11 protein-coding genes and 2 tRNA genes are annotated in these 12,617 nt (G+C 44.2%); 2 read left to right on the forward strand and 11 right to left on the reverse strand.

From position 1 onward, the window contains the following. Positions 1 to 78 precede the first annotated feature (78 nt). The 3 genes from rapZ to hprK are packed head-to-tail and all read right to left on the reverse strand — an operon-like array spanning position 79 to position 2,852. The gene (gene rapZ, locus CC97_RS06915; protein ID WP_044974370.1) at positions 79 to 936 is read right to left on the reverse strand and encodes an RNase adapter RapZ; all 858 of its coding nucleotides are present in this window, start codon (positions 934 to 936) and stop codon (positions 79 to 81) included. Positions 937 to 951: 15 nt separating this feature from the next. Beyond that, positions 952 to 1,863, reverse strand: a complete 912-nt coding sequence (murB, locus tag CC97_RS06920; protein ID WP_044974371.1) for a UDP-N-acetylmuramate dehydrogenase — start codon at positions 1,861 to 1,863, stop codon at positions 952 to 954. Between the two features lie 5 nt (positions 1,864 to 1,868). After that, positions 1,869 to 2,852 carry an HPr(Ser) kinase/phosphatase gene (gene hprK / locus CC97_RS06925; protein ID WP_044974372.1) on the reverse strand — a complete coding sequence of 328 codons (984 nt, stop codon included), beginning with the start codon at positions 2,850 to 2,852 and terminating at the stop codon, positions 1,869 to 1,871. Between the two features lie 289 nt (positions 2,853 to 3,141). On the opposite strand from hprK, the gene CC97_RS06930 reads away from it, so the two are divergent. Both CC97_RS06930 and CC97_RS06935 read left to right on the forward strand, forming a co-directional pair. Next, positions 3,142 to 3,214, forward strand: a tRNA-Lys gene (locus CC97_RS06930). Between the two features lie 28 nt (positions 3,215 to 3,242). Continuing rightward, positions 3,243 to 3,319 (forward strand) — tRNA-Arg (locus CC97_RS06935). A gap of 267 nt (positions 3,320 to 3,586) precedes the next feature. On the opposite strand, the gene CC97_RS06940 is transcribed toward CC97_RS06935, so the two are convergent. The 8 genes from CC97_RS06940 to CC97_RS06975 form a co-directional block, all read right to left on the reverse strand. Beyond that, positions 3,587 to 4,501 (reverse strand): HAMP domain-containing sensor histidine kinase, encoded by a 915-nt coding sequence (locus CC97_RS06940; RefSeq protein WP_044974373.1) that lies wholly within the window; start codon positions 4,499 to 4,501, stop codon positions 3,587 to 3,589. Positions 4,502 to 4,606: 105 nt separating this feature from the next. Next, entirely contained in the window at positions 4,607 to 5,335 is a 729-nt protein-coding gene (locus CC97_RS06945; protein ID WP_044974374.1) for a hypothetical protein, read from the reverse strand. Next, positions 5,328 to 6,242: an ATP-binding cassette domain-containing protein gene (locus CC97_RS06950; protein WP_044974375.1), complete on the reverse strand. Its 915-nt coding sequence runs from the start codon at positions 6,240 to 6,242 to the stop codon at positions 5,328 to 5,330. Before CC97_RS06950 ends, CC97_RS06945 begins: the two co-directional genes overlap by 8 nt. 170 nt (positions 6,243 to 6,412) lie before the next feature. Further along, positions 6,413 to 7,102, reverse strand: a complete 690-nt coding sequence (locus CC97_RS06955; RefSeq protein ID WP_044974376.1) for a response regulator transcription factor — start codon at positions 7,100 to 7,102, stop codon at positions 6,413 to 6,415. 18 nt (positions 7,103 to 7,120) lie between these two features. Then, entirely contained in the window at positions 7,121 to 7,354 is a 234-nt protein-coding gene (locus CC97_RS06960) for a hypothetical protein (protein ID WP_044974377.1), read from the reverse strand. Between the two features lie 93 nt (positions 7,355 to 7,447). Beyond that, positions 7,448 to 9,166, reverse strand: a complete 1,719-nt coding sequence (locus tag CC97_RS06965) for a DEAD/DEAH box helicase (RefSeq protein ID WP_242848149.1) — start codon at positions 9,164 to 9,166, stop codon at positions 7,448 to 7,450. A 103-nt stretch (positions 9,167 to 9,269) separates the two neighbouring features. Beyond that, positions 9,270 to 11,633 carry a clostripain-related cysteine peptidase gene (locus CC97_RS06970; RefSeq protein ID WP_044974378.1) on the reverse strand — a complete coding sequence of 788 codons (2,364 nt, stop codon included), beginning with the start codon at positions 11,631 to 11,633 and terminating at the stop codon, positions 9,270 to 9,272. Positions 11,634 to 11,648: 15 nt separating this feature from the next. Next, positions 11,649 to 12,605 carry a glycosyltransferase family 2 protein gene (locus CC97_RS06975; protein ID WP_044974379.1) on the reverse strand — a complete coding sequence of 319 codons (957 nt, stop codon included), beginning with the start codon at positions 12,603 to 12,605 and terminating at the stop codon, positions 11,649 to 11,651. Between the last annotated feature and the right edge of the window lie 12 nt (positions 12,606 to 12,617).

Genomic DNA, 12,617 nt, shown 5'->3' on the forward strand with positions numbered 1-12,617 from the left:
AATTCTCCTCTGTATATACGAAAAACTGCTGATACATATCAAAGTCTTTGCTTACAAATAAAAATATCAGCGTTTTCCTTATGATTTTGTTATATCCCTGTGGGTTTTAAGAACGTCGTAGCCTGCTTCTTCAAGGAAACCTGCCATAAGTTCGGTAAACGTAACTGAACGGTGCTTTCCGCCGGTACATCCGAAGGCAATGACAAGCTGACTCTTTCCTTCACTTATATACATCGGAACAAGGAAAGCGATAAGATCCTCGAGTTTTTTCAGCAGTTCACGAGACTGTTCAAATCCCATAACGTAGTCTCTTACCTCTTCATCGCGTCCGGTAAGATGTTTGAGTTCCGGTATGTAAAACGGATTCGGCAGACAGCGGACATCGAACACAAGATCAGCCTCTGCTGATGAACCGTATTTAAAGCCGAATGACATTACCTTGATAAGTATTGAGTCACTTGATTTTTTCAGGAAAAGATCAACGATCGATTCCTTAAGCTGCGAGCTCTTCAGATAGGAAGTATCGATGTAATAGTCGGCAACCTCACGAAGGCAGTCAAGTTTTGTCCTTTCATATGCAACTGCCTTTTCAAGACTTCCGTCAAAATCATTCCCGAGGGGATGCTTTCTTCTCGTTTCCTTGTAGCGTTTGATTATAACGTCATTGCTTGATTCAAGATAGAGCACCTTTACATCAAAATGTTCTTCCTTCATCTCTTCGATCGAACGGATAACTTCCTTTGAGAACATTTCACCGGAACGGATGTCCACGGCAAGAGCGACCTTGTTCATTTTACCGTCACGGCAGATCTCGACGAACTTCGAGATAAGCTGAGGCGGCAGATTATCGATACAGTAGAAACCTATGTCCTCAAGCACATTCATCGCACAGGATTTTCCCGATCCGGAAAGCCCTGTAACTATCACAAACTGCATTTAAGAATATGCCTCCTATTTGAGTATCTCAGGCTCGAGTTCAAGTTCGTAGCCGGTATCTGCTTTAACTTTTTCCCGTACATGTTCAACAAGGCTCATAAGATCTTCATAAGTTGCATTGCCCTTGTTGATAACGAACCCGCTGTGTTTTTCGCTGACCTGAGCATCACCGACAGAAAATCCCTTAAGTCCGCACTGTTCGATAAGAGCAGCTGCAAAGACATTGTTCTCCGGTCGCTTGAATGTGCTTCCGGCACTCGGGAAATTAAGCGGCTGTTTATCACGGCGCTTCGTAATGAGTTCATCCATTTTCTTTTCTATTTCACTGACGGATCCCCTGCGGAGTCTGACTCTTACTCTGAGGATGATCCTTCCGGAATTCATAAATGCACTGTGACGGTATGAAAGATCCATACATTCTGATGAAATGGTTCTTATTTCACCGTCGGTGTCAAGATAATCAGCTGAGATCACCACGTCAGACATCTCACCGCCGTATGCGCCTGCATTCATGTAGAGGGCGCCTCCCACGGTGCCCGGAATTCCGTACGCAAATTCAAGACCTGTATAGCCTTCATTTCTTGCTGTTATACAGAGACGTGAAAGCATGAGTCCTGATTCGCACTCAATTACTCCGTCCTTTATGTAGTTTATCGCGGAAAAATCATTTCCTATAATGATAACAGCACCGTCAAAGAATTTGTCTTCAGCTATCACATTGCTTCCGTTTCCGAGAACAGCGTATTTCACACTGTTTTCACGGCAGTAGGAAACAACTGATGCAAGTGACTCCTCACTGTTTATAAACACAGCGATACGGCATTTTCCGCCTATTCTGAAAGTGGTATGCTCCTTAAGGGATTCATCAGTGCTGTATCTGCATCCGAAACTGTCACATAATGAGATCAGTTCGTTTAAATATGACATTTATTTCACTCCAGTACTCTAATTATGTCTTTTCCGCTCTGCTCCATACCGAGTCGTTCAAGAAGCTCGTGTGTAGCATTGTAACCCATTTTCTTCTGTCTTGCATTCATGGCAGCGACCTCGAGTATTACCGCAAGGTTACGGCCCGGCTTGACCGGGATAGTAACTGCCGGAATATTTACACCGAGAATTGAAATGTACTCGTTGTCGATACCGAGTCTGTCGTAGAGTTTTTCCTTGTCCCAGATCTCAAGTTCAACAATAAGGTCAATTTTTTCCGAAACCTTGACTGCACCGACACCGAAAAGTGTTCTTGCATTGATTATGCCGATTCCGCGGAGTTCAAGAAAATGGCGGATGTTGTCAGGAGAAGTTCCGACGAGACTGATGTTTGAAACTTTTCTGATTTCAACGGAATCGTCAGCAACGAGTCTGTGTCCGCGCTTTACAAGTTCGATAGCAGTTTCACTCTTTCCGACACCGCTTTCGCCGAGAATAAGAACACCTTCGCCGTAGATCTCGACAAGAACACCGTGTCTTGTGATCCTCGGAGCGAGTTTAAGGTTCAGGAAGGCGATAAGCGCAGCCATAAAACTTGACGTACTGTCCTTTGATCTGAGAACAGGTATTTTTTCCTCTTCTGCAAGAGAAACGAATTCAGGGAAAATGCTAAGATCAAGATCACGGGTAATTACCAGTGCAGGGATCTTGGTCTTGAACAGAGTGTGAATGATCTCGGTACGGTTTTCCTCGCCTATGGTCGAAAGATATGCGAATTCAGTTTTTCCGAGTATCTGTATACGTTCAGGATTGAAGTATTCGTAGAAATTCATGAGCTGAAGACCTGGTCTGTTTACTTCGTTTTCTGAAATAAGAACCTCCTCAGCCGGTTTTGGAAGATAAACTGTTTCGAGTTTAAGTTCATCTATTATCTGCTGCAGTGTTACTGTAAATTTATTTGCCTCCGTATTCGGCGTTGTATGTGACATTGACACGCACCCCTTTTTCCTGATTAAACGGACTTGAATTATTCCGGTCGAATAAAAATAATATCAGTTTTATTATACATTAAAACGGGCATTTTTTCAAGTCCTAACATAAAATGAACGAGTTTATACGTCATGATGTTATTCAACACAGTTTTTCACATACTGTTGAATTTTTTTATGAGTATTATCACAATAAAGAAATATTTCAAAAAAGGTGTTGACAAAGTTATCGACTGGTGGTATAATAAATATCGTTGTCACGGGCGATACGAAACGTCCTTAACACGATGAGGTATTAGCTCAGTTGGCAGAGCATTTGACTTTTAATCAAAGGGTCTGGGGTTCGAATCCCCAATACCTCACTTGATTTGAATTAATCAAATCCCACATGCGTCTGTAGCTCAGCTGGATAGAGTGACTGGCTACGAACCAGTAGGTCGGGGGTTCGAGCCCCTTCAGGCGCACCAGAGAGCACTTCTTTTGAAGTGCTCTTTTTTGTTATGTTCTTTATTTTTTTTAGGATCTTTAATGTAATAAATACAGGATCAGCCTGACCTGCGTATTAACTTATGCAGGTCAGGCTGATTTTTCGTATTTCCATAAGGAAACGCTGATTTATAAATAAATCAGCGTGGGGCTCGGGGCGAAGCCCCGCAAATCCCACCTCCGGAAATCCGGCGAATCCGGATTTCCGATATAATCAGTGTTTCCTTAACATTCTTTGTTTTGATCCATCAGTTCTGCAGATTGTTTACTGTTATTTTCACGCTGAAAATATTCTGTTTAGTTATTTCTGCACTTACTGTCCAGCCGAGACGTTCACACAGAAGTTTTACCACGTAAAGGCCAAGTCCTGAACCTTCCGCTGTTCTTGCATTCATACGGTAAAAAGGTTCAAACACACGTTCTGTATCAACTGAAACTCCTTCGGATAGACCATTGAAAACTTTTAAAGTTACGTGATCCTCTGCATTTTTCAGTGAGACTCCGAAGCTTCCGTCAGCATATTTCCTGACGTTGGACATAAGGTTTTCGAGTATTCTTTCAAGCATGTGAGGATCGGTATTTATCACGATCCCGTCTTCCACTTCAAAATCAGTTTTCATCTTCCTGCTTTCGATCCATGAATGCTGTTCAAGCAGAGTCTCCGTCATAAGATTGCTTAAGTTCACATCTTCAGTAGTCATATCGCCGGACTGATTTTCATTTCTGGCGAACTCAAAAAAGTCATCGGAAAGTTCTTTGAGATAACGGTTTTTCTGAATCGCTGTCGCAAGATATTCCCTATTCTTTCCCATAAGCTCACCGTTTTTTTCGATCATCTGAAGATAGCCAAGCGACGATGTAAGTGGTGTGCGGAAATCATGGGATATACCTGAAATGACCGTTCCGAGTCTCTTTTCCTTTTCACGGTATCCTGCTCCGAGTTCACGCTGGATATCAACATGCTCATTGACTAGAACTGCAAGCTTTACAAGATCATCATCAAAATCAGTGACCTTCACAGGCTGACGGTAATCAGAAGATTTTAGCTTTTCAAGTTCGGATGAGAAATTTCTTATATTTCGTTTAAGCAGAATATATTTCACAAGTATCCATACAATAAAAACAGAGAGGCACACGATAACGGAAATAAAGATCATATCCATAGCGTATACCTCCTTTTTTTATGAATTCACTGATTAAGTCAGCAATCCGGCTTCGCCGGATTGCCGGGGTGGTGAGATTGCGGGGCTTCGCCCCGTGCCCCGCGATTATTTGTACGACTGTTCAGTAACCCATCTTTTCTTTGTCGAAACGTAAGCAAGCCAGTACATAAGTGCAGTCACTATGACTGAGCTTATAATTATTTTAACTGCGATATGTTCATTCGGTATCGCTTCCAGCATCGAAGCATTTAATTCTGCACTGCCGAGAGCATACAGCTGTGTGGACACCAGCATGGAGACTGCAGGTGAAACATCAGTTCCTGTAGCATATCCGAAAAAGACAAACGGCATAGTCTCAAAGGCAAGCAGCATAAGCGAGAAGACACTTACTGCCACATGTTTGAATGCTATCCCGAAGCTCATTATGAAAACATATATCCTCATGATGCAGAGCCAGATAAGGAACAGAGTACCGGCAGGAACTGAACCCAGAACTGCGAGCAGCACAAGCACCGGAAGACAGTAAAATACGTTCAGAATAAATGCTCCGAGCAGAAGTTTGCTTAAAACTATTTCATGCGGTGAATATCCGCCGGCAAGTTCGTACTGCCCAAGTCTCAGATGAAAAGCGTAAACTATTACTGAAGTCACGGCGACGGCCGCTGCCGAAGTCATACTCAAAGCTGCCTCAAGAAAACTGTCAAGGGAAACTGCCATTTCTTCATTTACAAACAGCACTATGGCTGCAGACATAAGAAGAACGGACCACAAAATAAGCCACTGTGAACCGGTATGTTTTATTCTGAACCATTCAGCTTTTATAAGTCTAATCATGGCACTCACCTACCTTTTCAAGATAGTAGTCCTCAAGATTCTGACCTTCCTCATTGAATCTGGTAATTATCAGACCCGAATCAGTAACTGTTTTTGAAATGCGTTCCGGCTCATCAAGCCTTTCAAAAATGTGTATCTCGTCCCCGTGGATAACCTTGTAGTCGTGAAGTGAAAGCTTTTCCTCAAGTACCGCTGCCGTTCTGTTTATATCATTGGTTCTGAGGGCAATGTGGTTCCGGCACTTAAGGAGAAGTTCCTCACGGCTGAGGTTTTCAACAAGACTGCCGCTGCTTATTATGGAGAAATCGGTACAGATCTCACTCAGTTCCGCAAGAAGATGACTGGAAATGAGCACAGTCACTCCCCACTCCTCCTGCATTCTTCTGATAAGATTTCTTATCTCGACGATGCCCTCCGGATCAAGACCGTTTACCGGTTCGTCAAGCACCATTATCTCCGGTTTCGGAAGCAGTGCCATTCCTATTCCGAGGCGCTGTTTCATTCCGAGTGAAAACTTTCCGGCATATTTCTTTCCGGTATCAGCGAGTCCGACAATATCAAGTATCTCATCGATACGCTTTTCATCGGGATAGCCTCTGAGAATTCTGATGTACTCAAGATTATCCCTTGCCGTCATTGAAACTGAAATGACAGGCTGTTCGATCATGAAGCTCATTCTGGCGCGGTTTTTCTGTATATCTTCTGCACTTCCGAAGAACTCCATTTCACCTGAATCCGGTAAAATGATACCGGCAAGGCATTTCATTATCGTAGTCTTGCCGGCACCGTTAGGTCCAATAAGTCCGCAGATATGACCTTTCTCAACGCTTAAGTCAAAATTCTTAAGGACCTTTGCTTTTCTGTAGGACTTTGAAAGTCCCTTTATAGTTATAACACTGTTTGTCATAGCCACCATCCTTTCTCTTTCTGTATCTTATTCTAAACGAAAAAGGTAAAGAAAACGTTAAATGAATGGTTAAGAAAAGGTTAAATTAAACCGGAAATCCGGCTTCGCCGGATTTCCGGAGATGGGGTTGCGGGGCTTCGCCCCGGGCCCCAAGCTGATTTATTAATAAATCAGCTTAACAGCCTGTAACCCATTCCCCAGACAGTTTCTATGTATTCATTATCCGGATCGTGTTTTTTGATCTTGGCACGAATGTTACTCATGTGTACCTTTACCGTGTTGTCGTCACTGAGATACGACTCACCCCAGACACTTTCAAAAAGATTGGCCTTTGACCAGATCTTCGCCGGATTCTTCAGCATAAGTGCGAGTATGGCAAATTCCTTGACCGTAAGGGCGAGTTCTCTGCCGCAGACCTCTGCTGTTCCGGAGTTCAGATCCAGCGTCAGATTTTTAAAACTTAAGATCTGTTCTTCGGTATCTGCATTGTCACCGCCGCCGGAACGTCTGAGCACTGCTTCCGTGCGCACAAGGAGCTCGTCGAGGTCAAATGGTTTGGTGAGATAATCGTCCGCACCCATTTTAATGAGATCTATCTTTGTGCTCGTTTCGCTCTTCGCAGAAAGAATGATCACGGGAACGGAAGAAAACTCCCTTATCTTTTTAAGAACCATGTCCCCGCTCTGAAAAGGAAGCATAAGATCAAGTATCACAAGTGATATGTCCGTATTTTCACGCACCTGACGCACTGCCTCAAGTCCGTTAAGTGCTGAAAGTGTATCAAAACCTTCCGAGGAGAGATAATCACACACAAGGCGGTTTATCTGCTCATCATCCTCGGCTATAAGTATTTTCCTCATTGTCACCGAAGCCGTATATCAGCCTGCTCTGAAAACTGAAAAGAACGGGATCGCTATCGCACCAATGAACATGAGTCCTGCAACGACAAGGATAAGTATCCTTAAAACCATGCTTTTATTTGAAGTACTGCTGCTGTAGCTGTATGCCGGTCTTTCACCAGCGCTGTTTGCATTTTCAGTTCTGGTATCTGCATTGTTTGCCGGCTTTACACTGTTTACTTTTCTTGGTTTTCTCTTTTTGTTGTTTGCCATTTAAAAAGCACCCCTTTTAATAAATTGCACAAGCACTTTTGATTCGGAGATCTTTAAGCGGGAAGTCCTGCTTTTCCCCTGTGCTTAAAACCATTACTTTCTTTTACGGCGTTCATAGCCCTGAGGCTTTCTTCTGCCGTGGTGATCGCCTCTTCTTGAAGAGCCGCTTCCGCCGTGACGCTGTTCCCTCTTTTCAGACTGCTGCTTCTCGCAGAGTTTTACTGAGACTTTTCTGCCGTTTATTTTGGTATTGTTGAGTGCATCAACAATGAATTCAGCATCGGCTATCGGCACTTCAACTGTTGAGTATTTGTCGAAAATATCTATCTTTCCGAAGCTCTTTCCCTGCATTCCTGTTGCTTCAACAAGTGCACCGAGAATGAAGTTCGGAGCTATTCTGCTTAACTTTCCGGCTGAGATCTCGATCTTGACAGCCTTGTCCTTTGTAAGCTTCTGACCGCCGCCGGCAGGTCTTGCCTTTTCCTTCTTGACTATCTTCGGGATCTCGAATTCAGGAATGTTCTTAAGTTCCTTGTTAAGTCTTAAGTTGATAAGGATCCCTGCGATTTCCTCGACTGAATATCCTTCCTTTGTAAGAATGTTCAGAATAACTTCAGCTTCCTCACGGAGAGGCTGTTCCGAAGCAGCCGTGATCCTTGAAACCACCTTGAGCATCTTGGATTCGATTATCTGACTGCGCTGCGGAAGTTCCTTTTCCTGTATCTCAGTCTTTATATATCTTGAAAGTGCGCGGAGATCACAGATCTGTTTGCGGTTGCTTATAAGAGTGTATGCTGTACCTGATTTTCCGGCACGTCCGGTTCTTCCGATACGGTGGATGTAATACTCGTTGTCCTGCGGGAGATCGTAGTTGAATACCACGTCAACGCCGCTTACATCGATTCCTCGTGCAGCTACATCAGTTGCGATAAGAATGTTTATTCTTCCTGACTTGAACTTGTCCATTACAAAGCTTCTCTGCTGCTGCTTCATGTCACCGTGAAGGCCGGCAGCCTTAAAGCCCTTTGCTGTAAGTGCATCGGTAAGTTCATCAACCATCTTCTTGGTGTTGCAGAAGATCATTGAAGCCTTTGGTTCATAAGCCATGAGAAGATACTGCATTGCTTCAGTCTTCATGCCGGCCGGAATGTCGAAATAGTACTGTTCTATCGTATCGACAGTTCTGTACTTCTGATCGATCTTTATAAGTTCAGGATCGTTCTGGTACTGGTTTGTGATAGCCATAATAGCCGGAGGCATTGTAGCGGAGAACATTATTGTCTGTCTTTCCTCCGGTATCTGCTGGAGAATGGTCTCGATGTCCTCACGGAAGCCCATGTTCAGCATTTCGTCTGCCTCGTCGAGAATGATCATCTTAAGGTTTTCAAGCTTTATCGTGCGCCTTCTCATGTGATCCATTACTCGTCCCGGTGTACCGACAACGATGTTGGCGCCCTTCTTAAGGTCGAGGATCTGTCTGTCCATGCTTGCACCGCCGTAAACGGCACACGGTTTTACCCATCCCATGTATTTTGAGAATTTCTTTATCTCATCGCAGGCCTGCATTGCAAGTTCTCTGGTCGGACAGAGAATGAGCACTTCAACGCCTTTTTTCTCGTATGATATACTTTCGATGGCAGGGATACCAAATGCAGCCGTCTTTCCTGTACCGGTATTTGATTTACCGATCACATCCTTACCTGTACGGATAAGCGGGATACTTTTAGCCTGTATCTCAGTTGCTTCGCTGAATCCCATGTCTTCGATGGCTCTGAGTACTTCTTCTGTCAAATGCAGTTCATTGAATTTCATATAATAATCGCAGTTCCTTCCTGTAAAAAAACAAGGGCGAACCTATGGCCGCCCACAATCAAATAATATGATAACATTAAATCAAGGTTATGTCAAGTGTTTTTTATTTTACATCAATAGCCTCTGTCCAGTATTCCTGGTTGTAGATGTCAGTGAATCTGTAGAGCACCTTGACTGCGCCGTCGCCTACAACTGTATCGCTTACCTTCATATCAGAAGTTACTGTCATCTTTTCACCAAAGTAGAAAGAGTCAACATATTTTCCGTCATACGTGTAATAGTCGCAGACGAAATCAAGCTCATCGCCGGCTTTGAGTTCGGTAAGGTTCTTGGCAACTGCATCTGTCTCACCGTCAATGTAGTCTGTTGAAGCGCCTGCGATGAATCCGTTTTTGCCGTCCTCAAAAACAAGTATCAGGTTTACTCTTTCACCGTTGAGGAATGCAGGGACGTAACCGGAAACTGTGAAATTCTTACCGTCATCTGTTGTATCAGTGTGATAGTACGCAACAGGCTGGCCGTTGATGGATACCCATGTCTTGTCGGTATCAGCAACGAGGTCGCCGGCATCTGTAAAGTCGAATACGTTGTCAGTTCCGAGATCGATGTATCCGCTGCCGTCATCGTAGAACATGTTCTTGTCAAGTTCATGAACAAGTGCCCACTGGCTTTCTGACATTGAGATAGTGTACTTGTCACCGGAATTTTTCCAGATGAGGTTGTTCGTGTCGATCATGTTTGCTGCAAGATAGTTTGTTGTATCTTCATCAGACATCGGCATTTCCTTCATGAAGTCGATGTTTGAAAGATCGAGTCCTGCTACTGAACCGCCTGTAAGGCTTCCGAGAAGTGAATTCACAAGTGAACCGGAGCCGCCGGACATGAGCTGTGAAGCAATGTCTGATCCTGAAGGCATGAAGCTGTCGAGAAGTGATGATACAGGTGAACCAGCTGCTGAACCGCCTGCTGCGATCTGACCGCTTGTTTCAAGGCTTGCGAACTGTCTGATACAGCTTGCATAGTCATTGTCCATACCGATCTTGTTCATTGTGCTGCATGCGGAATCGACCTTTGAAGCTGCCTTGTAAGGGAAGTAGATCGATACGCCGTAGGCTTCAGTCATTTCTTTTGATGTCTGGTTGTACTTTACGGCACTCTTCAGAACTGAAGCAAGCTCCTTGGCTTCAGGTGTTCCTATGTTGTTTGCAAGGTGAACAAGGTCTACCTGATCTATTCTTGAACTCTGGGCAAATTCTCTTGTGTTGTATCTTGCGTCTGAGATCTGCTTGTAGTTCTTGTTCTTAAGTTCTGTACTTACTGACTGGGCAAAACCGCTCATCTTTGAAGGAACAGTGTTGATGAACTCGGCAAGGTCGATAACTGAAAGAGTTGTCTTCTGACCGCGGCACTGTGAAGCACATGTGCTTACAAAGTCGTCAACGATGTTCTTGCCGATGTCGAGTGTTGACATTGAAGGATTGTCGCCGAGATTTGTGAGCCAGTTCTTGTAGTACCAGCCGATACCCGGTTCTGTTTCCTCAGATGCGATAAGATAGTCTGCATACTTTTCAGCCATAAATGCTGTTTCAGCAGTAGCCATAAGGCATGCGTCAAAGCCGATGAAGTCGAATGTCACTCCGCCGTTCTTAAGAGCTGAGTCAAGCTTTGAAAGATCCATTGAACCCTTGTTTCTGTTGATCTCGTCATAGCCGTAGCCTGAAACTGATCCGCCGCCGTGATCCCAGAGAATAAGGTCGTTTCTGTTAGCCGGATAATTCTGAGCACAGTATTTGATAAATGAAGTAAGTGTTTCAGGATCAGTCATGGCCCCTGTGCCCATGTTCTTTTCGAGGCATCTGATGCCGCCGCTCTCGACCTTGTAGATCTGGTTTGATGAGCTGCTGATACCGTTTGTTTTCCAGCCTCTGCATCCGCCCGTGTAGACAATTACGTTTACATTGTCACCGAACTTTGCGGAAGCCATTTCCTGAAGGTCGTTTGTTGCCATGCCGTACTTGGACTCAAGGTCGGTACCGCACATATATACCATAAGAGTAACCTGATCAGCGCCGTTTCCGAGAATGTTTGTTCTCTTTTCGCGTGATCCTGCTGCTACGGAAGTATCAACTGCAGAGTAGTCAGCTGAGTAACCGACGCTGCCTGAGCTGCTTCCTGAGCTCACGAACGAATCCATGATGCCGTTGTTTCCGCCCATAAGATCGGAAACATCGATACCGCCGCCTGAGCCGCCTAAAAACTTAAGCAGGAAGTAACCTGCAATAAGTAAGACAGGAAGGCCTATTCCGCCTCTTGTGATCACTTTTCTTGATGTCGACGATCCGCTGCTGTGAGAAGAAAAGCTGCCCGAAGAACCTACCGGTCCTGTTCCGAGTCCTTCTCCCCTTCTGTGAGCGCCGCTTCCGCCGGAAGTAACATTTTTTTCACGCGAACGTGGTCTGTTATCCATTGAATCATTCTCCTTTTACTTATTTATGAATTTGTCTATAATATATCTCGGTCTCTGCTTTACTTCAGCATAGATCTTACCGACATATTCACCGATTATACCAAGGCACAGCAGCTGAAGTCCGCCTATGAGCCAGATGGAACAGAGCGTGCTTGACCATCCTTTTTCAGAATGACCGATTATTTTGACAACAAACGCCCAGATAAATGCCAGTATACTGAGAATTGACATTATACTTCCGAGTGTTGTTATAAGCTTAAGAGGCTTGGTGCTGAATGATGTGATACCGTTTACTGCAAAAGCCAGCATTTTCTTGAGAGGATATTTGCTTTCGCCGGCAAAACGTTCATGTCTTTCGTAGTAAACATTACAGCTTTTGAATCCGATAAGAGGTACCATTCCGCGGAGGAAGAGATTCACTTCCTTAAAGTTTGCAAGTTCTGCAAGCACGCGTTTGCTCATGAGACGGAAGTCAGCATGGTTGTAGACAACATCCGCACCCATCACCTTCATGAATTTATAGAAGCTTTCAGCTGTAAAACGCTTGAAGAAAGTATCAGTGTCCCTGGCATTTCTTACGCCGTAGACTACCTGATTGCCGTCGTAGTATTTTTCCACCATGGCGTCAATGGTATCGATGTCGTCCTGAAGGTCGGCATCCATTGTGATAGCCATGTCACAGATATCCTTTACAGACATAAGTCCGGCAAGAACTGCATTCTGGTGTCCTGCATTGTGTGCAAGATTCACACCGGAGAAAAACTCAGGTTCAGACTCATGAAGTTCGTAGATGATCTCCCATGTGCTGTCCTTTGAACCGTCATTTACAAAAACGATACGGCTTTCCTTTGAGATCATATTTCTTTCAATAAGTGAAATGTATTTTTCCTTAAGTCTTGAGGATGTTTCAAGAAGCACAGCCTCTTCGTTGTAGCATGGAACTACCATGTAAAGTATTTCAGGTTCAGTCATTAATATTACTCC

Source organism: Ruminococcus sp. HUN007 (assembly GCF_000712055.1).
In the GTDB taxonomy this organism is placed as follows: Bacteria; Bacillota; Clostridia; order Oscillospirales; family Ruminococcaceae; genus HUN007.